The organism is Pseudomonas fluorescens NCIMB 11764 (assembly GCF_000293885.2).
In the GTDB taxonomy this organism is placed as follows: domain Bacteria; phylum Pseudomonadota; class Gammaproteobacteria; order Pseudomonadales; family Pseudomonadaceae; genus Aquipseudomonas; species Aquipseudomonas fluorescens_B.
Genome location: NZ_CP010945.1, coordinates 6,311,345 through 6,334,386 on the forward strand (window position 1 = coordinate 6,311,345; position 23,042 = coordinate 6,334,386).

A 23,042-nucleotide genomic window follows, 5' to 3' on the forward strand; every position below is an offset into this window, starting at 1 on the left:
GGTCAAAATTTATTCAATGTGCGGGACCTATCGCTGGCAGGCCAGCTCCCACAGTGATTAAGGTGTTCACAGTTTTTGTTTACACCCCGAATCCTGTGGGAGCTGGCCTGCCAGCGATAGAGCCAGATCAGCCGCAGAATGTTTTGCTGATCAGTGCATCCACCTCATCCGCCCCCGGCGAAGTCGCCGGCCCCCAGCGAGTCACTGCGAGTGCCGCCGCCGCATTCGCCCGCCGCGCCGCCTCGCCCGCCGACAGCCCTTGCGCCAACCCAGCCACAAATACCCCGGCGTGCGCATCGCCCGCGCCATTGCTGTCCACCGCCTCGACCTCGAAACCCGGCACAGGCTGACGCTCGCCATGCTGACTGATCCAGCAACCTTGGGGCCCATCGCGAACCACCATCAGCACCTCGGCGGGCAGATAATCGGTCAACCGATCCAGCGCCTCCCCGATGTCCGACGCCCCGGTAAACCGCAGCGCTTCGACACTGTTGCTGGTCCAAATATCGATGCGCGGCAACAAGGCCTGCATCAACGGCGCATCCGGTGACTCCACCAACGGGCCCGGATCGAACACCACGTTAATCCCGGCCGGCAACGCCAGCACCCAATCCACCAGCGCCTGAGCCTTGCCGACATGCAGCAGGCTGTAGCCGCTGACGTAGACATAATCGCCCGCCTCGGCGGGCACACTCGCCAGGTCCTCGGCAGTCACTTCGCCTTCGGCGCCAATGTAGGAAACGAAACTGCGCTCGGCCGAGGCGTCGGTGATCGCCACGCACAATCCGGTATCGCGCTCCGCGCTGTGAGCAATGCCTATGTGGATGCCTTCAGCCTTCATCGCCTCCCGCGCCAGATCACCGAAACGGCCGGTGCCATGCCGGCCGAGGTAAACCACCGGCAAACCATTACGCTGCGCCGCAGCCATCACATTGAAGCCGCCGCCCGCTTCGAAACTGGCGGACTGCGCCAGTACATCGCCGCCGGGCTGCGGCAGTTTATCCACGGCCATGACCAGGTCGATGATGACCTGGCCGGTGTGCAACAGCTTAGGCATGAGCATTCTCGAGCAATGCGGCGCGGCGATCCCTGGCGCCACCGAGTACGAAGTAAATCCCGCCAGCGACCAGGAACGTCACGATCCAGCCGAGGCCGTTGTGGCCCAGCCACGAATCGGAGAGGAACCCGCGGAACCAGACGGTTTGTTCGGTGGTGCCGATGGTGGTGAAGCTGAAACCCAGCACGATCGCCACCGCCCACGCACCGAAGGCGCGCCACTCGACGCCGCCGCGGTACCAGTAGGCGCTGCTCGGGCTGACGTCCAGCAGATCCTTGGGGCTGTAGTAATGACGGTGGATCAGGTCGACGACGAAGATCCCGACCCACGCCGTGATCGGCACGGCCAGCAAGGAAATGAAGGTAATGAACGGGCCGTAGAAACTGTCGGCGATCAGCATGAAGTAAATCGAACCGGCGAAGATCGCAACGATGTCGACCACCACGGCGTAGACGCGCTTGACCTTGAGGCCCAGGGTCAACGTGGTCAAACCGGCGGAGTACACCGACAGGTTGTTCGACAGCAGCAAGCCGCCGAAGGCGGTGATCAGGTAAGGCACGGCCATCCAGGTCGGCAGCATGTCGCGGATCGCAATGATCGGGTCAGTGGCCGACGCCAGGTCATTGTTACCCACCGACAGCAAGCCGCCGAGGGTGATCAGCAACACCAGCGGAATCCCCGCACCGAATGCGGCCGAGGCCACCAGGCGCACGGCTTTGACGCTGCGATGCTGATAGCGCGACATGTCGGCACCGGCGTTGGCCCAACCGATCCCGGTGCCGGCGGCCATGGTGCCGACGCCGATGATCATTGCGCTAAGCGGTGCAGGCGTGGCGTTGAACACGGCACTCCAGTCGATGGTGGCGCAAAGGAAACCGCCGACCAGAATGTTCAGCGCGCCGAACACGTAGGTCGCCCACTTCTGAATCACCAGCAACGTCGCGTGCCCAAGGCCAGACACCGACAAAGTCAGCAGCACGAAAATCGCGATGAACACCAGGGTCAACATCGGCGCACTTTTGGCCTCCACCGGAGAGCCGAACAGGATCGAGCACAACGACAACAACACGAAAGCGGCGGTGGTGGTATTGACGGTTTCCCAACCCAGCCGCGACATCAACGAAACCAGGGTCGGGCCGATATTGCCGCGCACACCAAAGATCGCCCGCGACAGCGTCAGGCTCGGTGCGCGACCACGGCGACCGGCGATGGAAATGATCCCGACCACCGCGAAGGATCCGGCCGCGCCGAGGATCGCGACGATGATCGCCTGCCAGATCGCCAACCCGCGAAACGCTACCAGCGTGGCGCCCAGCGGCAGGCCGAGGATGGAAATGTTGGCAGCGAACCAGACCCAGAACAGTTGCAGCGGATGACCGTTGCACTCTGCTTCCGGCACCGGTTCGATGCCACGGGTTTCCAGTTGCCCGGCACTTTGCCCGGCGTTCGATGAACTCATGTGAAATGCTCCTGTTGCCTTTGTTGTGGTTATGGGCAATGACGGAAGACGAAAACAACAGCCCGGCTGTCCTGGCCAAGTCAGTGCGATCCATTGCGGGTGAAAAATTCAAACAAGCGGCGCAGCCATCGCCGGCAAGCCAGCGATGGCGCCAGTCCGGTCAGCGAAGAGCCAACAGGCCTTTTACCAACGGTTCCAGCTCCAACGAGTTAACGGCTTTGACCTTGTCGATCATCCCGACAGGCCAGCTCTCAAGCCCCAGACAGGCCCCCAGCATGGCCCCCAGAATCGCCGCGATGGTGTCTGTGTCGCCGCCAAGACTGGCCGCCATGCACACAGCTTCGAAGGCATTCATCTCACCGATGGCCACTTGTTGGGCCAGGGCAAACGAAACCACCACCGACTCCTGTGACGCCACCGAAGTGCCGATCACGTCGTACATCAAGTCCGCCAGCAGCGCCTTGTCACTGTCGACGCTGATCGTCCGCGCCCAACTGATGCGCGAGGCGATGCGTCCGCCCGCGACCCAGTGGCCGTGACTTTCCGCTTGCAGAGCGATCTGCTGGCCGAGGTTCAGCGCTTCGCCCAGGTCCATGCCGTTGATGCCGGCGGACACCACCGCCGCCACCGCCGCCGCGCTGGAAATGCCCAGCGTGGTGTTGTGAGTGACCTGGCAGGCCTGCACCACGGCGCTGATGAAACGCTCGGGATCGCTGACATCCGCCGAAATCCCGACCGGCGTAATGCGCATCGCCGCGCCGTTGGTGGTGCCATAGCGTCCCGCTTCTTCCGGCGACTGGCCGGCGAGAATCATCTCGATCGCCCGTTTGGTCGATGGGCCGAGCAAATCCTGTGAGTCCTTGGCCTGCATCGCGGCTTCCCATTCGATCAACCGCTGGGCCAGCACCGACGGTTCGATCTTGCCTTTGCCGTCGATCAACAACTGACCGACCAGAATGGCCTGTTCGGTGTCGTCGGTGATCGAGCCTTTGGGCATGTTGGCCGCGATGGGTTGATCGGGACCAGCGTCTTGCAGATCGGTGATGTCGCCAAAGCGCGCCTTGATTTCAGCGCGGCTCAGGGATTGGGTCGGCATGCCCAGCGCATCGCCCAGGGCCAGTCCGTAAAACGCGCCCAGGGCACGATTGAACGCGGTCATTGCGGGTTTCCAAATTGCAGGTGCAGGCGAAAGTGCACCGGATCAAGCAGGCTTTCGACTTGCTCCATGAAGCGGTTTTGCCGGTCGTATGTGGTGCGCAAGGCTTTGAGGAAAACCGTACCGACCGGGCGGCCGAGCAGTTCGGCGTCTTCGGCGTTCAAGGGTTCGGCGCCGATCCATTGATCGCCGCGCTCGCCGATGTAGCCGTACGCCGCCAGGGTGATGGTCAGGGAATTGTCGATCAGGCCGACACGCGGCAGGCTTTCCAGGCCTCCGGTGGCGGGCATCAATGAGCGTTCGAGGGAAACCAGCTTGCCGTCGGTGGAACGACGTCGGCGGTCGAGGGTGATGAACTGGTCGGTGCCGAAACGCGGAAGCAGGTCAGGACGGGTTACCGCCTCGAGCCGCAGCACTTCGGTATTGATCAGCGCCCCGTTGTCGGCCAAGGCCTGCGCCCAGCCGCTGCGCTGATCAAGCACCACGCCGTCGAAGGTGACGATGGAACCGACACCGCTTTGCGTCGCGATGTAGTGGCGCCGTTTCAACTCGGCCAGGGCTTCACGCAGCGTGCCGCGGCTGACTTTGAATTCTTGAGCCAACTGATGCTCGCCCGGCAGTAAAAAACCGTCCTCCAAGAGGCCGCTTTCAATGCGCCGGATGAGTTCGTCGACCACCCGTTGTTTCTTGTCAAATCGTACCTGTCTAATCATGTACAAACTGATAACCGAAACGGGTTGTAGCAGGCAAGAAATATTTAGGGGAAGTGACGGAAGGAATGCATAACCGTGGCGAGGGAGCAAGCTCCCTCGCCACGAGAGACGGGTGTCAGCGTTGTTTGAGGCGGTCGATGACCACGGCCAACAACAGGATCGAACCGCGAATTACATACTGATAAAACGTATCGATGTTCTTCAGGTTCATCGCGTTCTCGATGATTGCCAGAATCAACACCCCCGCGATCACATGCCGGATCATGCCGATCCCGCCACTCAGCGACACCCCGCCGAGTACGCAAGCCGAGATCACCGTCAGCTCGAAACCCTGGCCGATCATCGGCTGTCCCGAGGTCATACGCGAAGCCAGGATCACCCCGGCCAATGCCCCGATCACGCCATGCACGGCGAAGATGATGATCTTGGTCCGGTCAACGTTGACCCCGGCGAGCAGCGCCGCTTCCTGGTTGCCGCCGATGGCCATGGTGTTGCGCCCGTAGGTGGTGTAGTTCAGCAGCCAGCCGAAAAACAGGAAGCAGACGATGGTGATCAGAATCGGCACCGGCACCCCAAACAACTGGCCGTTACCGAAGACGAAGAACGACTCTTGCGACACGCCCACTGCTTTGCCATTGGCAAAAATGTAGGCCAGACCGCGAACGATCTGCATGGTCGCCAGCGTGGTGATCAACGCATTGACCCGCAACTTGGCGATCACGATCCCGTTGATCAGCCCGACGATCAGCCCCATGAACAGCGCCGCCACCACGCCGAGAAAAACGCTGTCGGTGTCGCGCATCACCACTGCCGCCACCACGCCGGCGCAGGCAATCACCGAGCCCACCGACAAGTCGAAATGCCCGGACGCCAGGCAATACAACATGGTGCACGCTGCGATCCCGGTGGTCGAAATCGCCAGGCCCAGCCCGCGCATGTTCAGTGGTGAAAGGAAGTTGTCGATCAGCAAAGTGCAGAGCACAAAGATCCCGACAGCCGCCAGCAGCATGACCCAGTCATCGAGAAAGCGCCGCAGGTCCAGAGGTTTGCGCTGGGTGGGCAGAGCGTTGTTTTGGGTTGTCATCATAGTCACCTCTCAGTTCGCCACGCCGTCAGCGCGTTGGCGCGGCAAAGCCAGTTGCAGCAGGTTGGATTCGTTGGCCTCGTCACGGGACAGTTCGCCGCGCATCGCCCCTTCGCAGAGCACCAGGATGCGGTCGGAAATACCCATCACTTCCATCAGGTCGCTGGACACCACGATCACCGCGATACCGCTTTCAGCGAGGTTATGGATGATCTGGTAGATCTCGGCTTTCGCACCGATGTCGATGCCCCGAGTCGGTTCGTCGAGCAGCAGGATTTTCATCGGCATCGACAGCCAGCGGCCGAGAATCGCCTTCTGCTGATTGCCGCCGGACAGGTACATGATTTTCTGTTCAGCGCTCGGTGTTTTTACTTTCAGCGCCTTGATCTGCTTGTCGGCGTTGCCTTTCTCCCACAGTCCGCGCAACAGGCAACCGAAGGTGGAGTGGGCGCCGCGTGCGCTGATGTTGATGTTCTCGGCGACGCTGGAGAGCGGCATGATGCCCTCCTTCTTGCGGTCTTCGGGGCACAGCAGAATCCCCGCCGCAATCGCATCCCGGGGGGAGCGCAGTTTCAGTTCATGCCCGCGCAATTCCAGGCGCCCGGCGGTGTTGCGCTCAAGGCCGCTGAGTATGCGGAACAGTTCGGTACGACCGGCACCGACCAGGCCGAACAACCCCAGAATCTCGCCTTTGTGCGCGTCGAAACTCACCGGCTCACGCAAGCCCGGCCCGAGCAGACCGTCGACCCTCAGCGCCACGGCGCCTCGCTTGCGCGGGCGATAATCGTAGATGTCCTGAATGTCGCGACCGACCATGCACGTGACCAACTGATCATGGGTCAGCTCGCTCATGTCCTCGAAGGTGCGTACGTAGCGGCCGTCCTTGAACACCGTCACCGCGTTACAGATGCGGAACACTTCTTCCATGCGATGGGAGACGTAGAGCACCACTTTGCCTTCGTCGCGCAGGCGCCCGATGATCGCCATCAAGCGATCGATCTCCCGCGCCGAAAGGCTGCTGGTCGGCTCGTCGAATGCGATCACATGCGCGCCACGGGACAACGCCTTGGCGATTTCCACCAGTTGCCGTTGCCCCAGGGACAGACGCCCGACTTTCTCTTGCGGGTCGATTTCATCGGCCAGCCCTTTGAGGCAGGCCAACGCTTGCTGACGCAGTGCGCCGCGATTGATCAGGCCGAAACTGGCGGGCAGATGACCGAGGAACAGGTTTTCCGCCACGGTCATTTCCGGGACCAGGTGCAACTCTTGATGGATCACCGCCACCTTGTTGCCGATGCTGTCGGCGGTGGACTTGAAGACCATCGTTCGCTCGCCGATCTGCAGGTCACCGCTGCTCGGCGTATAGGCGCCGCCGAGGATCTTCAGCAACGTCGACTTGCCGGCACCGTTCTCGCCCATCAAGGCATGAACCTGTCCCGGATGGGCAACGAAGCTGATGCCGTCCAGCGCCTTCACCCCGGGAAAGGTCTTGCCGATCCCGTTGAAGCGCAGGCTGCCGCCGACGCTGTCGTGTTGTGTCTGTACTTGCGCGTGCATAACCCACCTCATCAACAGATCAGGCAACCCCGTCGCCAGGGCTGCCGATGAAATCAACCGCGCCTCAGTTCCAGAGGCCGATCTTTTCCAGTTCCTGCTTGAAGTTGTCGCGCGTGATCAGGGTCACGTCGTCCATGGCGGTGTATTTCGGCGGTTCTTTGCCGGTGGTGACCCACTCGTACATCATGCTCGCGGTGTTGTAGCCCTCGATGTGTGGGCTCGGCAGCATCGAACCGAAGAAGCCGCTGTTGGGCTTTTTCAGTTCGCCGATGGCGTCGGTGCCGTTGATGCCGATGCCAATCACGTTGGCGGCGGCAAAACCGGCACTCTCGGTAGCGCGCACGCCGCCCAGTACGGTGTTGTCGTTCATGCCACCGATGATCAGGTTTTTCGCCGCGCTCGGCAGTTTCACCAGCGCCGAGTTGGTGGCGTCCATGCTGCCCGGCACGTCTAGGGTTTTCAGCGCCGAAAACAGGATGTGGTCTTTCGGCATGCCGGCGTCTTCCAGCGCCTTGACCGAACCGTCGGTGCGCTTCTTGCCGGTGTCGAGTTCGTTGTAGGTGTTGATGACCGCGTAGGTGTCTTTCCAGTCCCAGCCGCGTTTTTTCGCTTCAGTGGCCATCGCCGCGCCCTGCTTCTGGCCGACTTCGAACGCTGCCATGCCCAGGTACGGGACGTCTTCCATGAACTTGCCGCTGGCATCGACAAAACGGTCATCCACGGCAATCACTTTCAAACCGTTGAGCTTGGCTTTGGCCATGATCGCCGGACCGAGGGACACGTCCGGCGGGCAGATCACGAAACCCTTGGCGCCGTTGGCGGCCAGGCTGTCGATGGCGGAAAGGGTCTTCTCGCCGTCCGGTACGGCGATCTTGATGACTGTGAAGCCTTTCTCTTTGCCGGCCTTTTCGGCGAAGGCCCATTCGGTCTGGAACCAGGGCTCTTCCGCCTGCTTGACCAGAAAACCGATCTTCACTTCCTCGGCCGCCAGCAACGTACTGCTCAGGCTGACCGCGGTGACCGCCAAAGCGGCACAGCACAGGGAACGGATCCCACGACGACGATTCATAAGCTGACTCCTTGTTATTTTTTTTGAGCGTTAATTTGAAAGCCGGTGCAGCAAATAGTCATATCATATGATGATTGGATTTCAAGCGGAATTCCGCGCCTGAAATGCGTTTTGCCTAGTCGTGATACATCACCGAGCGACCTCCATCGATAGTGATGCACGATGCGTTGATAAAGGGCGCTTCGTCGCTGGCCAGGAAAACCGCAGTCATCGCCACTTCAATCGGCTGGCCGATGCGCCGCGGTGGATGCAGATCGAGAGCGCGTTGGCGCTCGGCGTGCGGGTCGGCAAAACCGTTCCAGTAATCGACGTTCAGTTGGGTTTCGATGTAGCCCGGTGCGATGGCGTTGACGCGAATGCCCTTCGGCGCATATTCGATGCCCAGCGCGCGGGTCAGGCCCAGCAGGCCGTGCTTGGCCACCGGGTATGGGAAGCAGCCCGGAATGATGTGCGTGGAATGGGTAGAGGCAATGTTGATGATGCTGCCGATGCCCTGCTCGATCATTTGCGGCAGCACCGCTTTACAGCCGAACCAGGCGCCGTCCAGGTCAATGGCGAAACAACGACGCCAGTCTTCTTCGGTCATTTCCAGCGGATCGCGGAACACGTTGACCCCGGCGCAGTTGACCAGCACGTCGATGCGGCCGTGCAGGTCGACTGCCAGTCTGGCCATGGCGTGCAAGTCTTGCTGATTGGACACGTCAGCCTTTATCGCCTGAACATCAAACCCCTTGTCTCGCCAATGCGCCGCGACGTGTTCGACTTTCTCACCCTGGATATCACTGATGATCAGCCTGGCCTGCTGGGAGGCGAAGGTCGCGACAATCGCCTCGCCAATGCCCTGAGCCGCGCCGGTCAGCAACACGACCTTGTTTTTCAGGCGCTCACCCTTCGGTGGCTCGGGCACCGCTGGCAGGGAAAGAGGTTCACCCATGAATCAGAACTCCTTTTCGCGGGCACGACAAAAACCGGGCATCTGTCGATGTCCGGCCAAAAAGCTTTGTGGAAAATAGCTGCATCACTTCACCTGTTTTGTTTTTTTAAGTGTGAGTGCGTGTAACTGATGGAGCCGACTATAAACCCGACCGCCAAATAATCTCAATATATAATTTTACATCCCATATTTTGGGATCTAACCAGCAAATTTCGTACAGGTTTTTCCGGACACATCGACCTGAAGGGACAACACCGCCCCGTCCAGCGGATGGTTGAGCGGGCTCGCAGCGCTGGTGATGTAGAGGGTTTTCAAGTCCGGACCGCCAAACACACAACTGGTGGGGCGGCTGACCGGCAGCTCGATCACGCGATCGACCTGACCATCTGGCGTCAACCTGAGCAGGCAACTGCCGTCCCAGCGAGCATTCCAAAGGTAACCCTCGGCATCCATCGCCGAGCCGTCGGGTCCGCCGCGTTCATGGGGGCCGAACCAGACTTGCGCGGGCTCGAGGCCGCCGTCGGTGCGAATGAAATGCTGATAGAGCGTGCCATCCAGGCTGTCGGCGAAATAAAGCGTGGTGGCGTCGTCACTCCATAACAACGTGTTGGGAATGCCCAATCCGCGAAGCAGCGGCGTGACCCGGGCATCGCGGTCAATTCGAAACAAGCCGCCGGACCGTCGCACGATGGGCAGGTCTTCGCCGTTTTCGCCGATGTTGTTCTGCATGGTGCCGAGCCATAGCCGGCCCTGCGCATCGCAACGGGCTTCGTTGGCGCGATTGCCGGGTTGCGGGTCGGCGACGCAGCACAAGCTCAATCGTGGCTCAAGTCCCGGTGAATCGAGATCGAGCCGGTACACACCACTACTCAACGTCACCAGCGCATCGCCGCTTTCGCAGGGAATGAAGGCTGACACGTGCTCGGGCATCTGCCAGATTTGCACGTTGGCGCCGACCAGGCGCAACGCTTGTTTACCGGCAATATCCACCCAGTACAGCGCCTGCGTCGGCGCATCCCAGAAGGGGCCCTCGCCCAGGTGTGCACGGTGCTGGGTAACTGCGGTCCACTCCATGAAACCTCCTTCTTATTGCTTTTATGTGGGAGCGAGCCTGCTCGCGATTGCGGTGGGTCAGGCGAGATCAATATTGAATGTGCCAGCCTAATCGCGAGCTGGCTCCCACAAGGGGTCTGTGTTTTTTATCCGGCCTTTTTATCGGCCATGACTTTTGGGTAGAAACGTTTGATGGCCAGGTCGGCGTTGTCGATGAGCGTCATGCAGGCCCACACACCGCGCGCGGCATCGCGAGCGGCGATGGCATCGGCCATGTCTTTGTGAATCGGTAATGTGCGGCGCAACTCGTCCGGGTCAGCCGCGGAGACTTCGAAAGACACCGCCAGCAACGCGCCGAGGGCCGGGACCATTTGTTCGATGAATTGATTGTGGCTGGCCGCGAGAATGCACTCGTGGAAGAACTGGTCGGCGCGGTTGTAATCGATGCCGCTGTCTACCGCTCGCTCCAGCGCGTTGTAGGCCTGAAGCACTGCTTGCACCTGTTCGACGGTCGCTCGCTCGCAGGCCCAGCGCACGGCCATCGGCTCGATGGTGCGGCGCAGGTCGAGCAGGTCGTCGACGAAATTTTCCGGCAAGCCGCTGCGGGAAAGCCAGCCGACGACTTGCGGATCGAAGAGGTTCCAACGCCGCACCGGCAATACTCGCGTGCCAACCTTGGGCCCGACTTCGAGCATGCCTTTGGCGACCAGGGTTTTGATGGCTTCGCGGATGACCGTGCGACTGACGCCGAGTTGCTCGCCCAGATCGGCTTCGACCTTGAGGGTTTCGCCGGGTTTTACCTGGCCCGTCGCAATCCAGCAACCCAGCCAATCGACCGTCGATGCGTGAAAACTGCTGGACATGGGCACCTCAAAGCCGTTCGCAATGGGTGCCCACGCTAATCATCATACGATTGGGTGTCAATTTGATTTTCAGGGAAAAGCAAAATCTTGTGTGTGTTACGGCTCCAGGCCGATGGGGAAGAAGATGCCGCCGCTCCACACGCCAAGCCAGCGCTGCCCATCGATCTCGCGGGTCACCGCCAGTTCCACCAATTGGTAAAACACATTGCGATGGATCAGCGCTTCAAGGTTGGTGCGCACATGCACATACGGCGCAGGCTCTTGTGTCACCGGATCAATCACTACACGGATCGCATGTTCCGCACCGGCCTCGGCGGTTTCATCGACGTTGGTGGTAAAGCGCAGGACTTGTGCTTCGCCCTCGCCTTCCACCTCCACGGCGATCGCCACGAACGGTGCATCGTCGACCTTGATGCCGACCTTCTCGACAGGGGTGATGAGGAAATAATCATCGCCGTCGCGGCGAATGATGGTGGAGAACAGTTTGACCATTGGCTTGCGTCCGATCGGCGTGCCCAGGTAATACCAGGTGCCGTCGCGGGCGATGCGCATGTCGATGTCGCCGCAGAAGTCGGGGTTCCACAAGTGGACCGGTGGCAAGCCTTTGGTCTTGGGGATCTGCCCCAGAAGGTCGTTGGCTTTTTGCGGGCCACTCATGGCGTTCTCCTTGGATTACTGGTCGCTGAGCCCCAGCAGGCTGCGCGCATATTGTTCCAGCGGCGGGCCCATCAGGTCTTCTGGCTTTTTGTCGTGGAACGTCAGTAAACCGCCACGACTCTTGATACGTGCAGTATCAATCAAATACTGGGTACTGGTCTCGATCAACATGATCTGAATCACGCCGGTGTCGATGCCGAGGCGATCCACGGCTTCCTGATCGAGCCATTCGTCCGAGTTGCCGATGCGGTCATCCGACTTGGCGAAACGGGTATAGAGCAGGTAATGCGCGCCGACTGCACGGGCTTCGCCCATCGCCTGATCGAGGCCTTCCGGCGCACGCGCACGGCGGACCATCGGGAAATATTCGATAAAGCCGTCGAAGGCGACTTCGGCAATCACGTTAGGACGCGGGTAAACCGCGCTGCCCGGCGGAGCAAAGGCGCCCTGGGCGATATAGACGAACGAGTCCGGTTGAATGCGCAGATTGTTCACGCGGCGACTATCGCTGTGGTCGAGCAGACCCGCGTCACTCATGTGGTAGCGAGTCCCTTCAGCCAGATCGCTGACATTCATGCAGCCACCAAGCGCCAAAACGGCCAGCAGCAAAACCAGGCTACGCATCCTACCCTCCAGAGGCCGGTGACGGAAAACCGGCGAATGGCCATGGGATGCAGCTTCCGCGCCAGTCTTCAGGAGTGCGAACATTTGTGGCGAGGGGATTTATCCCCGTTGGGCAACGAAGCGGCCCAAAAAAATGGGACTGCTGCACAGTCCAACGGGATAAATCCCCTCGCCACAGCCCGATCAGCCGCCGATAATTTTCATGATGGTCGCCCCACCCGAGAACGCCACTTCCTGCTTGTCACCCAAGGCTTTCACCAGAAGACGCTGCAACGCCGGCAACGCCTGATGGCGCGGCTTGTCCAGCAGATCACCGACATAGTGACGATTGCTCGACGACAGACAGCCATGCAACCAGCCCGTCGACGACAAACGCAGTCGCGAGCAGGTACGACAGAACGGCACGCTTTCGTTGGCGATTACGCCGAAATAGCCCTGACCTGGAATTTCATAGCGCACCGCCGTCGCGTCGACGGGTGCATCGGCCTGCAGGTACTCATAACGATCACCGATCAGGCTCAGCAACTGCTGAAGGCTGACGAACTGTTGCAGAAAAGCGTTGTTGTCACTGGCCAGGTGCCCCATGCGCATCAGCTCGATGAAGCGCAGCTCGTAACCTCGCTCCAGGCAGTAATCGAGCAGCGGCATCACCTGATCGAGGTTTTGTCCGCGCAACGGCACCATGTTGACCTTGATCTTCATGCCGGCGGCACTGGCCTGATCCATGCCGTCGAGCACAGTCGCCAGATCACCGCCGCGGGCAATGCTGCGGAATGCACCGGCATCCAGGGTATCGAGGGAAACGTTGATGCGCCGGATACCGGCGTCGACCAGCAGGGGCAGTTTTTTCGCCAGCAGTTGACCATTGGTGGTCAGGCTGATGTCTTGCAGGCCCATCTGCCCGACGGCGGTCATGAAGGCTTCGAGTTTGGGGCTGACCAGCGGCTCACCGCCGGTGATGCGCAGTCGCTCGATCCCCGCCGCTTCGATGAGGTAGGCAACGCCGCGTGCCATGGCTTCGGCCGACAGTTCGTCCTGCGCAGCGACCAGCCGCTTGCCGTTGGGCACGCAGTAGGTACACGCGTAATTGCAGGCTGAGGTCAGGCTGATTCGCAGATTGCGGAAACGCCTGCCTTGACGGTCAACGATCATGGTCACTCCGGCACAAGGAAATCGGACGGCGTAAAACTTGACTTACAAATCAAGTTTTAGCAAGTCCCATGCCTGAGTATATTCCTGAGGTACTGCGCCATGTTGCGAAATAATGGCGCAATAAAGCAACTGAATGGCTTAGCTGCTTGGCGTGTCGGTGTCGCGCTTGCGCTTGTTGCCCATGCGCACGCCGATGTCCATCAGGAACTGGAAGAAACCTTCCTGATCTTCCAGCACGTTGCTCCAGAACGGCGAGTGGTACAGCGCCACGGCGCCGTGCACCAGCGCCCAGGACGCGCAGTAATGGAAGTAAGGCGGCACGTCTTCGAGCTTGCCTTCGCTGATCCGACCCTTGATCAGCAGGGTCAGGCGTTCAAAATTCGAGGCGCGGATCTTGTGCAGCTCCTCGATCATCTCCGGCACCTGGTTGCCCTTGACCACCTTTTCTTCGAGGCGATCGAACAAGCGGTAGCGTTGCGGATCGCGCATGCGGAATTCGAAGTAGGCCCGGGACAGGGCTTCCTTGTCCTTGTCGACGTCTGCCGAATGCAACAGCTCGTTCAAATCACGCTCGTAATCGAGCATCAGGCGCAGATAGATCTCCGCTTTCGATTTGAAGTGCTTGTAGATTGTGCCTTTGCCGATACCGACGGCATCAGCAATCATCTCGACGGTGACACTGTCTTCACCTTGGTCGAGGAACAGCTTGAGCGCGGTATCGAGAATTTCTTGCTCACGGCGACGAAATTCACGGACCTTACGAGGTTCTTTATGCATAAGAAAAGGTCTGTCGGGGTCAAAATTCGAAGCCGCGTATTATGCCTAACTTGCGGCAAAATGCACGGATCATCCATCCATATCTGTGTTTCTTGATGAATTCTGGAAGCGCCGCCATTTAATGAGAACGCTTCCGAAGCGCACGTATTCCAAAATTGTTTAAAAACCTCGACCGGTAAACTGGACTCGGCGCAATACTGATCAATACTTCAACTGTCGGCGGGGCATCTCCCCCAAGTGCCGCGTCGATATTGGTACCAACGGACCGCGTACCATTGTTTTACTCCTAATGGTCTTAACCCGGATTCACCCCCCAGAACCCGGGTTTTTTTTGCCTGCAATTCAGGGGGCACCGCCCCCGCAGGAGCTGCCGAAGGCTGCGATTTTTTCCGGCGTTATGCCGATGCCCTGACGTGCGCCAACGGAAACAGCCGTTTAAAGTTCTCGGTGGTCTGCTCGGCAAATCGTTCGTAGGACTCCCCCCGCAACATCGCCAGAAACTCTGCCACTTCCCGCACATACTGCGGCAGGTTCGGCTTGCCGCGATAGGGGATCGGCGCCAGGTACGGCGAATCGGTTTCCACCAGCAAGCGGTCCGCGGGCACCTTGCTGGCCACGTCACGCAGCGCATCGGCATTGCGGAAGGTGACAATGCCGGACAAGGAGATGTAATAACCCATGTCCAGCGCCGCTTTGGCCATGTCCCAATCTTCGGTGAAGCAATGCAGGACGCCGGCCTGGGGCAGCGCGGCTTCACGCAACAGGTTCAAGGTATCGGCCCGGGCGCCACGGGTGTGAATGATCACTGGCTTGCCGGTTTGCTGCGCAGCTTGCAGGTGCAGGCGGAACGATTCCTGCTGCAGCTCTGCCGCCTCAGGCTCGTAGTGATAGTCCAGGCCGGTTTCACCGATCGCCACCACACGCGGGTGGTTGAGCTCCCGCAATAGCCAGTCCAGCGCCGGGGCAGCGCCCGGCTGCACGTCCAGCGGATGCACGCCGACGGAACAGTCGACATCGTCGTAACGTTCGGCCAGGGCCTTTACGTCGGCTGCGTTGTCGACGCTGACGCCGATACACAGAAAGTGCCCTACCCCGCGCTGCCGGGCCGCATCGAGTGCGGCATCCAGAGAGCCGTCGTGGGCGGCGAGGTCGAGGCGATCAAGGTGGCAATGGGAATCTACGAGCATAAAAAGGGCTGCAACTTACATCGTATGGGTGGGACGGTCGGACTTCAGGGCTCCGGCCAGATGGGTTTCGATTCGACTGCGGGCGGTATCGTCGCCGTCGTTGAACTGCACGCCGACGCCGGCGGCGCGGTTGCCTTGAGCGCCTTTGGGCGTGATCCAGGCGACCTTGCCGGCCACCGGAATCTTCTCCGGCTCATCCATCAGGCTCAGCAGCATGAATACCTCATCGCCCAACTTGTAGCTTTTGTTGGTCGGGATAAACAGACCACCGTTCTTGATGAATGACATATAGGCCGCGTATAGCACGGACTTGTCCTTGATGGTCAGGGACAAAATACCGTTGCGCGGCCCCTGGTTGACGGCTTCATTCATGCTGACCTCCACTGCAGATGTTCAGAGGATAGGCCCAGTCGGTCACTTCTGGGTAGGCAATGACGCCCATTGCACCAGCAGCGCTTCGAGCAACAGCACCCGATTGAGGTTGGCCTTGCTCATGACTTTCTGGCGCTGGGCGAGGATCCAGTCCTGAATGTTCAGCACTTTGTCCTGAGCGGTTTTCTGCGCCAGGTACTGAATCACCTTGCGCATATCGGTCAATCCCAGACCTTCTTCATCCTGGGTCAGCTGATAACGCAGGATCAGGCTCGACCAATCGCAGAACCAGTCGAACAGCAGCAACAGCGGAATTGCGTTCCAGCCTTCGGCCAGTTGCGTCGGCGATTGCTGTTGCTTGAGCAATTTCTTCACACCATCGACCACCAACGCTCGCTGCTCGCGCACGCCCTGAGCCTGCAAGCTGACGGCAGCCAGCGGCGAACCGGCAGCGAGGGTCAGCAACTCGATGCGCTCTTCTTCGGAACAGTCCGGCAGCGCCTTCGCCAGCCACGCCAGGCTCACGGCCTCACTCGGCAGCGGGCAGGCCTGCTGCACGCAGCGGCTCTTGATGGTCGGCAACAGACGGCTGGTCTGATGGCTGACCAGCAATAACACCGTGTCGCCGGACGGCTCTTCAAGGCTTTTGAGCAAGGCGTTGGCCGCGTTGATGTTCATCGACTCGACCGGCTCGATCAGCACCACTTTACGGCCGCCCATCTGCGAGGTCTGCACCACGAAGCTGACCAGATCCCGCACCTGATCGACCTTGATCGCCTTGTCGGCTTCTTCCGGTTCCAGGATGTAGTTGTCGGGATGGCTACCGGCCTTCAGCAACAGGCAGGATTTGCATTCACCGCAGGCGTCCTCGGCTGTCGGACGCTGGCAGAGCAAGCTGGCCATCAGCCGTTCGGCCAACGCGCGCTTACCGATCCCGGCCGGACCATGCAGCAGATAGGCGTGTGCATGTTGCTTGCGACCCGCCAGTTGCTGCCAGAGGCTGTCCTGCCACGGATAGGCTTCAGCCACGGGTCAGCTCCAGCAAGCGTGGGAGCAAGGCGTCCAGCGACTGCTGAACCTGCGCCAGCGGTTGAGCGGCATCGACCAACACATAACGCGCCGGATCGGCTTCAGCACGCTTGAGGAACGCGCTGCGCACCGCATCGAAAAACGCCCGGCCTTCCAGCTCGAAGCGATCCAGGCGACCGCGAGCACTGGCGCGTGCCAGACCCACTTCCACCGGAAGATCAAAAATCAGGGTCAGGTCCGGGCGCAGATCGCCCTGGACGAACGTTTCGAGTGTCGCGATGCGCTCCAGCGACAAGCCGCGACCGCCGCCCTGATAGGCGTAGGTCGAATCGGTAAAACGATCACACAACACCACCGCCCCACGGGCCAGCGCCGGACGGATCACGCCGGCCAGGTGTTGGGCACGCGCGGCAAACACCAGCAGCAACTCAGTGTCCGGGTCCATGGTTTCATCGACCGGCGCCAACAGCACCTCGCGAATTTTCTCGGCCAGAGGCGTGCCTCCCGGCTCGCGGGTCAACACCACTTCGATACCGGCGGCGCGCAGGCGCTCGGCCAGGTATTCACGGTTGGTGCTCTTGCCGGCGCCTTCGGGACCTTCCAGGGTAATAAACAAGCCAGTCACAGGCAGTCCTTAGTCAGAATCATTGCGGGCTTTGCGGCGCGGTTGCGTCTGGTTCGGGCGCAGGCGCAGCAGCGGGCTGTTTGACAGGTTCTTCAGCCGGTTCGTGGGAGGGCTCTTGAACCGGTTCTTGCGGCGTCACTGGCGGCAAAGCCTCGGGGGCTGTGTCGGGCGAAGCCGCCGGGATCGGCGCCTGCTCATCCGTCGCTTCGGGTGCGGTGGCCGGTGCCGGGCTGGAGCGATAATCGGCGCGGCGCTTGAGCTGGAACTCGCGCACCGCGTTGTTATGGGCGTCCAGATCATCCGAGAACACATGGCTGCCATCGCCGCGTGCGACAAAATACAGGCTGTTGCCAGCCACCGGATTCAACGCTGCGTGGATCGCCTCGCGGCCGACCATCGCAATCGGCGTCGGCGGCAGGCCGGCGATCACGTAGGTATTGTAAGGGGTCGGTTCCTTGAGGTGCGCGCGGGTCAACTTGCCGTTGTAACGATCGCCCAGGCCGTAGATCACGGTCGGATCAGTCTGCAACAGCATGCCCATTTCCATGCGCCGCACAAACACGCCGGCGATCTGCCCGCGCTCTTGCGGTACGCCGGTTTCCTTTTCCACCAGCGAAGCCATGATCAGCGCTTGATAAGGTTCGGTATACGGCACGTCGGCTGCGCGCTGCCCCCACTCCTTGGCGAGGACCTCATCAAGGCGATCGTAAGCTTTTTTCAGCAGCTCGGCGTCCGTCATGCCCCGCACGAACCGGTAGGTGTCCGGAAAGAATCGCCCTTCCGGAAAGATCCCGGGGTGACCGAGCTTGTCCATCACTTCGCTATCGCTCAAGCCGTTCAACGTCTGCTCGAGCTTTTCATCCTTGGCCAGGGCCAAACGGACCTGATGGAAATTCCAGCCTTCCACCAGCGTCAGGCTGTACTGAACCATCTCGCCACGCTTCCACAGGTCGATCAGGCCTTCAACGGTCATGCCGGGCTGCATGCGGTACTCACCTTTGTGCAACGGCTGCCCGGCCAGATTGAAGCGCCAATACACGCGCAACCAGAAAGCGTCCTTGATGACGCCATCGGCTTCGAGTCGATAGAAAGTGCGAGTGGGTGTCGTACCTTTGGGCACGTCCAGCAGTTCTTCCTGGGTAATGTTCAGCGGCTGTTCCAGCGCCGAATGGATTTTCCAGGCCGCAGCGCCCAGACACAGCCCTGCCAGAACCAGGCCGGTTTCCAGCAACAGCAAGAATTTACGTCTCACGTATCAAGCATCCAGTAGCACACGGGCAATGGTTTGGAGTTTACGGGTGAGCGGCCCAATCGACCAGCTCAGTGCTGCGTAGGCGCGCACCGGCCAAACGCCATACACGCTATTGCAGACAAAGACTTCGTCAGCCCATTGCAGCTGATCGAGGCTGATGTCGGTGATTTGCGTGGGGATCCCCAGCGACTCGGCTTGAAACAATAATTCGGCACGCATCACGCCGGCAACGCCGCAGCGTTTGAGATCAGCGGTGATCAACACGCCATCACGGATCAGGAACAGATTACTGAACACGCCTTCGATCACGCGCCCGGCCTGATCAAGCATCAAGCCTTCGGCATGCTCGGTGTCTTGCCATTCGGAACGGGCGATGACTTGCTCAAGACGGTTCAGGTGTTTGAGCCCGGCGAGCAAGGGTTGTCTGGACAGTCGCGTGGTACAGGGGAAGAGGCGAACGCCGTGCTCTCCATGAACCGCAGGATAAGCAGCAGGACGATTGCCTTGCAGAATGCGTCGGGCCCGGGCGGCAGGATCAGGGGCGTAACCGCGCAAGCTGTCGCCGCGAGTAAGGATGAGTTTAAGCACGCCCTCACCCAGAGCTGCGGCGTAGGCCAGCAGTTCACTGCGGATCAGCGCATGGTCGGCCGTGATCGCCAGGCGCAAACAGCCATCGGCCAGACGCGCCAGATGCCGGTCCAGCAACAGCGGCTGCCCGCCGCGCACGGCGATGGTCTCGAACAGACCATCACCGTAGGCCAGGCCGCGATCCTTCAGCGACAGAGTGTCAGCCGGCTGACCGTCGACCCAGCTGTCCATCAGTCAGCGAACCGGCGGAACACCAGCGAGCCGTTGGTACCGCCAAAACCGAAGGAGTTGGACAACACCACGTCGATATCCATGTTGCGCGCAGTGTGCGGCACGAAATCGAGGTCGCAGCCTTCGTCCGGCTCATCGAGGTTGATGGTCGGCGGCGCCACCTGGCTGTTGATCGCCAGCACACTGAAGATGGCTTCGACCGCGCCTGCCGCACCCAGCAGGTGACCGGTCATGGACTTGGTCGAACTGACGGCCAGCTTGTAGGCGTGATCGCCGAACACCGACCTGATCGCACAGGCTTCGGCGAGGTCGCCGGCAGAAGTCGATGTGCCGTGGGCGTTGATGTACTGAACCTGATCGACATTGACCTTCGCGTCGCGCAGGGCATTGGTGATGCAACGTGCAGCACCCGCACCGTCCGCCGGCGGCGAAGTCATGTGGTAAGCATCGCCACTGGTGCCGAAGCCGATCAGTTCGGCATAGATGGTCGCGCCGCGAGCCTTGGCGTGTTCCAGCTCTTCCAGCACCAGCGCACCGGCACCGTCGGACAGGACGAAGCCATCACGACCCTTGTCCCACGGACGGCTGGCGCGGGTCGGCTCGTCGTTGCGGGTCGACAGTGCACGGGAGGCGCCAAAGCCACCCATGCCCAGGCCGCAAGCGGCCATCTCGGCGCCGCCGGCGATCATCACGTCGGCTTCGTCGTACATGATGTTGCGTGCCGCCATGCCAATGCAGTGCGTACCGGTGGTACACGCGGTGGCGATAGCGTAGTTAGGTCCCTGTGCACCCAGGTGGATCGACAGGAAACCGGAAATCATATTGATGATCGAGCCAGGCACGAAAAACGGAGAGATCCGCCGTGGACCGGAATCATGCAGGGTGCGGCTGGTTTCTTCGATATTGGTCAGACCGCCAATACCCGAACCCATGGCCACGCCGATGCGTTCACGGTTGGCGTCGGTGACTTCAAGCCCTGCATTACGCACAGCCTGGAAACCGGCGGCCAGACCGTACTGAATGAACAGGTCGAGCTTGCGAGCTTCCTTGACCGACAGGTATTCCTCGACATTGAAGCCCTTTACCGAGCCGCCAAAACGGGTGGAATAGGCAGAAAGGTCGGTGTGTTCGATCAGACCAATGCCACTGCGGCCAGCCAGAATGCCCTGCCAACTGCTCGGCACATCCGTGCCCAGTGGCGACAACATACCCATACCGGTGACTACGACGCGTCTACGCGACACAGCACTCTCCTTTTTCAAATGACGACTTTGCATCAGGCCTAAAGAAAAAACCGCACGCCATGATGGCAGTGCGGTTTTTCCATGACAGCAAGCAACGATTACAAACTATTACGCCTGGTGGCTAGTAACGTAGTCGATTGCAGCTTGTACAGTAGTGATCTTCTCAGCTTCTTCGTCAGGGATTTCGGTCTCGAATTCCTCTTCCAGAGCCATCACCAGCTCAACGGTGTCAAGGGAGTCGGCACCCAGGTCTTCAACGAAGGAAGCAGTGTTGACCACTTCTTCTTCTTTAACGCCCAGTTGCTCGGCAACGATTTTCTTGACGCGCTCTTCGATGGTGCTCATACCTTGTTTTCACTCCTAATGGACAAATTCAGGCAGCTGGCCAGTGGGTAAGTGTATAGAAAGACTTTTCAGTTTTTCAACTGAAAGCTTCACTCCTCAAACCCTGCGGCCCTCTGCCTATAAATAGATTGCAGCTTTATAACGGATTTTAGACAGCTCGTATGACATTTTTTTGAAGCAATCCGTCACATTTAACTCATGTACATCCCGCCGTTCACCGGGATTGTAGCCCCAGTAACGTAAGCCGCACCGTCGGACGCAAGAAAAGCGACCACAGACGCGATCTCTTGAGCTTGCCCCAGACGGCCCAGCGGAATTTGCGTCTGCAAGGCTTCACGCTGTGCCTCGGGCAGTTCGCGAGTCATATCGGTGTCGATGAACCCAGGGGCCACCGAGTTTACCGTAATCGAACGCGAACCGACTTCACGCGCCAGTGCGCGGCTGAAACCTTCCAGACCGGCCTTGGCGGCAGCGTAGTTTACTTGGCCTGCGTTGCCCATGGCACCCACTACGGAGCCAATACTGATAATTCGTCCCCAACGGGCTTTCGTCATGCCGCGCAAAACGCCCTTGGACAGGCGGAACAGACTGTTCAAGTTGGTATCGACGACGTCATGCCATTCGTCATCTTTCATGCGCATCATCAGGTTATCGCGGGTGATACCGGCATTGTTGACCAGGATCGCCGGCGCACCGAACTGCTCCTGGATGCTCGCCAGCACCGCCGCAACGGATTCGTCGCTGGTGACATTGAGTTCCAGGCCAGTGCCTTGAATACCGTTTTCCTTCAGGGTAGCGGCGATGCGTTCGGCACCCGAAGCAGATGTCGCGGTGCCCACAACGATGGCACCCTGACGACCCAGTTCCAGGGCGATGGCCTGGCCGATACCGCGGCTCGCACCGGTGACCAGTGCAACTTTACCTTGCAGACTCATGCAAGCTTCTCCTGATTCAGGCCAGCGCTGCGCGGGCGGCAGCAAAGGCGTCTGGGGTATTGAGGTTGGATGTCGACACGCCTTCGGCGCAGCGTTTGTTCAAGCCTGCCAGCACTTTGCCAGGACCGCATTCGACCAACTGGGTCGCGCCCTTGGCAGCCAGCGCCTGGACCGATTCGACCCAGCGCACAGGCTTGTAGAGCTGTTCAAGCAGATCGCGCTTGAGGGTTTCCAGATCCGCCGGTACGCCGGCGCTGACGTTTTGCACCACTGGAATCTGCGGTGCCTGCCAATTGATCGCAGCGATCGACTCGGCGAAGCGCTCGGCAGCCGGACGCATCAGCTCGCAGTGGGACGGCACGCTGACCGGCAATGGCATGGCGCGCTTGGCACCACGTGCCTTGCAGCCTTCGATGGCGCGCTCGACCGCAGCCTTGGCACCCGCGATAACCACCTGGCCCGGCGAGTTGAAATTGACCGCGCTGACCACTTCGCCTTGCGCCGCTTCGGCACAGGCCGCCAGTACGTCGGCATCGTCCAGACCGAGGATGGCAGCCATGCCGCCCTGCCCCGCTGGAACGGCTTCCTGCATCAACTGACCACGACGCTCTACCAGTTTGACGGCGTCGCCCAGGCTCAGACTGCCCGCCGCCACCAGAGCGCTGTATTCGCCCAGGCTGTGACCGGCAACATAAGCCGGACGCGCGCCGCCTTCAGCCAGCCACAGACGCCACAGGGCGATCGAGGCGGTCAGAATGGCCGGCTGGGTTTTATCGGTTTGATTGAGTTGCTCTTCCGGCCCCTGCTGGGTCAGTGCCCACAGGTCGTAACCGAGAGCGTCGGATGCTTCTTTGAATGTTTCAAGGACTACAGGATGTTGCGCGCCCAACTCGGCCAGCATGCCGAGGGACTGCGAACCCTGTCCTGGAAAGACGAATGCGAGGGAAGCAGACATGTAACAAGCCCCTAATGATCTTGTCGTCGGAGAATTGACGTCCCGCTTGGAGGACGCAAGAAACTGACAGTTTGGATGGCCAATTGAACTGAGCGGTCACATTTAAGCATTGTCCGACGAAAAT

General features: G+C 60.2%; 24 protein-coding genes. All 24 read right to left on the reverse strand.

Annotated elements, in window-relative coordinates; translation table 11 throughout:
• Nucleotides 1-127: 127 nt before the first annotated feature.
• Nucleotides 128-1,057, reverse strand: coding sequence for a PfkB family carbohydrate kinase (locus B723_RS28650; protein WP_017340092.1), 930 nt, complete (start codon nt 1,055-1,057; stop codon nt 128-130).
• Nucleotides 1,050-2,516 (reverse strand): purine-cytosine permease family protein, encoded by a 1,467-nt coding sequence (locus B723_RS28655; RefSeq protein WP_017340093.1) that lies wholly within the window; start codon nt 2,514-2,516, stop codon nt 1,050-1,052. Before B723_RS28655 ends, B723_RS28650 begins: the two co-directional genes overlap by 8 nt.
• A 160-nt stretch (nt 2,517-2,676) precedes the next feature.
• The gene (locus B723_RS28660; RefSeq protein ID WP_017340094.1) at nt 2,677-3,675 is read right to left on the reverse strand and encodes an ADP-ribosylglycohydrolase family protein; all 999 of its coding nucleotides are present in this window, start codon (nt 3,673-3,675) and stop codon (nt 2,677-2,679) included.
• Nucleotides 3,672-4,385, reverse strand: a complete 714-nt coding sequence (locus B723_RS28665) for a GntR family transcriptional regulator (RefSeq protein WP_017340095.1) — start codon at nt 4,383-4,385, stop codon at nt 3,672-3,674. The genes B723_RS28660 and B723_RS28665 overlap by 4 nt, the downstream gene beginning before the upstream one ends.
• A gap of 115 nt (nt 4,386-4,500) precedes the next feature.
• Nucleotides 4,501-5,469 carry an L-arabinose ABC transporter permease AraH gene (gene araH / locus B723_RS28670; protein ID WP_031319061.1) on the reverse strand — a complete coding sequence of 323 codons (969 nt, stop codon included), beginning with the start codon at nt 5,467-5,469 and terminating at the stop codon, nt 4,501-4,503.
• A 12-nt stretch (nt 5,470-5,481) separates the two neighbouring features.
• On the reverse strand, nt 5,482-7,026 hold the full coding sequence (araG, locus tag B723_RS28675; RefSeq protein WP_017340097.1) for an L-arabinose ABC transporter ATP-binding protein AraG: 1,545 nt from the start codon (nt 7,024-7,026) through the stop codon (nt 5,482-5,484).
• A gap of 64 nt (nt 7,027-7,090) precedes the next feature.
• The gene (locus B723_RS28680) at nt 7,091-8,095 is read right to left on the reverse strand and encodes a substrate-binding domain-containing protein (protein WP_017340098.1); all 1,005 of its coding nucleotides are present in this window, start codon (nt 8,093-8,095) and stop codon (nt 7,091-7,093) included.
• Nucleotides 8,096-8,210: 115 nt separating this feature from the next.
• On the reverse strand, nt 8,211-9,029 hold the full coding sequence (locus B723_RS28685; protein ID WP_017340099.1) for an SDR family oxidoreductase: 819 nt from the start codon (nt 9,027-9,029) through the stop codon (nt 8,211-8,213).
• Nucleotides 9,030-9,227: 198 nt separating this feature from the next.
• Nucleotides 9,228-10,103, reverse strand: coding sequence for an SMP-30/gluconolactonase/LRE family protein (locus B723_RS28690; RefSeq protein ID WP_017340100.1), 876 nt, complete (start codon nt 10,101-10,103; stop codon nt 9,228-9,230).
• A gap of 125 nt (nt 10,104-10,228) precedes the next feature.
• The gene (locus B723_RS28695) at nt 10,229-10,945 is read right to left on the reverse strand and encodes a FadR/GntR family transcriptional regulator (RefSeq protein WP_017340101.1); all 717 of its coding nucleotides are present in this window, start codon (nt 10,943-10,945) and stop codon (nt 10,229-10,231) included.
• Between the two features lie 96 nt (nt 10,946-11,041).
• Entirely contained in the window at nt 11,042-11,602 is a 561-nt protein-coding gene (locus B723_RS28700) for a DUF1285 domain-containing protein (RefSeq protein WP_017340102.1), read from the reverse strand.
• 15 nt (nt 11,603-11,617) lie between these two features.
• Nucleotides 11,618-12,226, reverse strand: coding sequence for a DUF4823 domain-containing protein (locus tag B723_RS28705; protein WP_017340103.1), 609 nt, complete (start codon nt 12,224-12,226; stop codon nt 11,618-11,620).
• A 183-nt stretch (nt 12,227-12,409) separates the two neighbouring features.
• Nucleotides 12,410-13,378 (reverse strand): GTP 3',8-cyclase MoaA, encoded by a 969-nt coding sequence (locus B723_RS28710; protein ID WP_017340104.1) that lies wholly within the window; start codon nt 13,376-13,378, stop codon nt 12,410-12,412.
• A 138-nt stretch (nt 13,379-13,516) separates the two neighbouring features.
• Nucleotides 13,517-14,155, reverse strand: a complete 639-nt coding sequence (locus tag B723_RS28715; RefSeq protein WP_008031613.1) for a TetR/AcrR family transcriptional regulator — start codon at nt 14,153-14,155, stop codon at nt 13,517-13,519.
• Between the two features lie 395 nt (nt 14,156-14,550).
• Nucleotides 14,551-15,342: a TatD family hydrolase gene (locus B723_RS28720; RefSeq protein WP_017340105.1), complete on the reverse strand. Its 792-nt coding sequence runs from the start codon at nt 15,340-15,342 to the stop codon at nt 14,551-14,553.
• Between the two features lie 15 nt (nt 15,343-15,357).
• Nucleotides 15,358-15,714, reverse strand: a complete 357-nt coding sequence (locus B723_RS28725) for a PilZ domain-containing protein (protein ID WP_017340106.1) — start codon at nt 15,712-15,714, stop codon at nt 15,358-15,360.
• A gap of 42 nt (nt 15,715-15,756) precedes the next feature.
• Nucleotides 15,757-16,743: a DNA polymerase III subunit delta' gene (locus tag B723_RS28730; protein ID WP_017340107.1), complete on the reverse strand. Its 987-nt coding sequence runs from the start codon at nt 16,741-16,743 to the stop codon at nt 15,757-15,759.
• Nucleotides 16,736-17,368, reverse strand: a complete 633-nt coding sequence (tmk, locus tag B723_RS28735; protein WP_017340108.1) for a dTMP kinase — start codon at nt 17,366-17,368, stop codon at nt 16,736-16,738. The genes B723_RS28730 and tmk overlap by 8 nt, the downstream gene beginning before the upstream one ends.
• Nucleotides 17,369-17,387: 19 nt before the next feature.
• A complete protein-coding gene (mltG, locus tag B723_RS28740) occupies nt 17,388-18,620 on the reverse strand; it encodes an endolytic transglycosylase MltG (RefSeq protein ID WP_017340109.1) in 1,233 nt (410 codons plus the stop codon).
• 3 nt (nt 18,621-18,623) lie between these two features.
• On the reverse strand, nt 18,624-19,439 hold the full coding sequence (gene pabC / locus B723_RS28745; protein WP_017340110.1) for an aminodeoxychorismate lyase: 816 nt from the start codon (nt 19,437-19,439) through the stop codon (nt 18,624-18,626).
• On the reverse strand, nt 19,439-20,683 hold the full coding sequence (fabF, locus tag B723_RS28750) for a beta-ketoacyl-ACP synthase II (RefSeq protein ID WP_017340111.1): 1,245 nt from the start codon (nt 20,681-20,683) through the stop codon (nt 19,439-19,441). Before fabF ends, pabC begins: the two co-directional genes overlap by 1 nt.
• 108 nt (nt 20,684-20,791) lie before the next feature.
• A complete protein-coding gene (gene acpP / locus B723_RS28755) occupies nt 20,792-21,028 on the reverse strand; it encodes an acyl carrier protein (protein ID WP_003175607.1) in 237 nt (78 codons plus the stop codon).
• Nucleotides 21,029-21,219: 191 nt separating this feature from the next.
• Nucleotides 21,220-21,963 carry a 3-oxoacyl-ACP reductase FabG gene (gene fabG / locus B723_RS28760; protein ID WP_007942004.1) on the reverse strand — a complete coding sequence of 248 codons (744 nt, stop codon included), beginning with the start codon at nt 21,961-21,963 and terminating at the stop codon, nt 21,220-21,222.
• A gap of 16 nt (nt 21,964-21,979) precedes the next feature.
• A complete protein-coding gene (gene fabD / locus B723_RS28765) occupies nt 21,980-22,918 on the reverse strand; it encodes an ACP S-malonyltransferase (RefSeq protein WP_017340112.1) in 939 nt (312 codons plus the stop codon).
• Nucleotides 22,919-23,042 lie beyond the last annotated feature (124 nt).

Excerpts from the sequence above, each read along its gene's own strand:
- B723_RS28650 (WP_017340092.1), bottom strand. The coding sequence starts at position 1,057 with ATGCCTAAGCTGTTGCACACCGGCCAGGTCATCATCGACCTGGTCATG.
- B723_RS28655 (WP_017340093.1), bottom strand. The coding sequence starts at position 2,516 with ATGAGTTCATCGAACGCCGGGCAAAGTGCCGGGCAACTGGAAACCCGT.
- B723_RS28660 (WP_017340094.1), bottom strand. The coding sequence starts at position 3,675 with ATGACCGCGTTCAATCGTGCCCTGGGCGCGTTTTACGGACTGGCCCTG.
- B723_RS28665 (WP_017340095.1), bottom strand. The coding sequence starts at position 4,385 with ATGATTAGACAGGTACGATTTGACAAGAAACAACGGGTGGTCGACGAA.
- araH (WP_031319061.1), bottom strand. The coding sequence starts at position 5,469 with ATGACAACCCAAAACAACGCTCTGCCCACCCAGCGCAAACCTCTGGAC.
- araG (WP_017340097.1), bottom strand. The coding sequence starts at position 7,026 with ATGCACGCGCAAGTACAGACACAACACGACAGCGTCGGCGGCAGCCTG.
- B723_RS28680 (WP_017340098.1), bottom strand. The coding sequence starts at position 8,095 with ATGAATCGTCGTCGTGGGATCCGTTCCCTGTGCTGTGCCGCTTTGGCG.
- B723_RS28685 (WP_017340099.1), bottom strand. The coding sequence starts at position 9,029 with ATGGGTGAACCTCTTTCCCTGCCAGCGGTGCCCGAGCCACCGAAGGGT.
- B723_RS28690 (WP_017340100.1), bottom strand. The coding sequence starts at position 10,103 with ATGGAGTGGACCGCAGTTACCCAGCACCGTGCACACCTGGGCGAGGGC.
- B723_RS28695 (WP_017340101.1), bottom strand. The coding sequence starts at position 10,945 with ATGTCCAGCAGTTTTCACGCATCGACGGTCGATTGGCTGGGTTGCTGG.
- B723_RS28700 (WP_017340102.1), bottom strand. The coding sequence starts at position 11,602 with ATGAGTGGCCCGCAAAAAGCCAACGACCTTCTGGGGCAGATCCCCAAG.
- B723_RS28705 (WP_017340103.1), bottom strand. The coding sequence starts at position 12,226 with ATGCGTAGCCTGGTTTTGCTGCTGGCCGTTTTGGCGCTTGGTGGCTGC.
- B723_RS28710 (WP_017340104.1), bottom strand. The coding sequence starts at position 13,378 with ATGATCGTTGACCGTCAAGGCAGGCGTTTCCGCAATCTGCGAATCAGC.
- B723_RS28715 (WP_008031613.1), bottom strand. The coding sequence starts at position 14,155 with ATGCATAAAGAACCTCGTAAGGTCCGTGAATTTCGTCGCCGTGAGCAA.
- B723_RS28720 (WP_017340105.1), bottom strand. The coding sequence starts at position 15,342 with ATGCTCGTAGATTCCCATTGCCACCTTGATCGCCTCGACCTCGCCGCC.
- B723_RS28725 (WP_017340106.1), bottom strand. The coding sequence starts at position 15,714 with ATGAATGAAGCCGTCAACCAGGGGCCGCGCAACGGTATTTTGTCCCTG.
- pabC (WP_017340110.1), bottom strand. The coding sequence starts at position 19,439 with ATGGACAGCTGGGTCGACGGTCAGCCGGCTGACACTCTGTCGCTGAAG.
- acpP (WP_003175607.1), bottom strand. The coding sequence starts at position 21,028 with ATGAGCACCATCGAAGAGCGCGTCAAGAAAATCGTTGCCGAGCAACTG.
- fabG (WP_007942004.1), bottom strand. The coding sequence starts at position 21,963 with ATGAGTCTGCAAGGTAAAGTTGCACTGGTCACCGGTGCGAGCCGCGGT.
- fabD (WP_017340112.1), bottom strand. The coding sequence starts at position 22,918 with ATGTCTGCTTCCCTCGCATTCGTCTTTCCAGGACAGGGTTCGCAGTCC.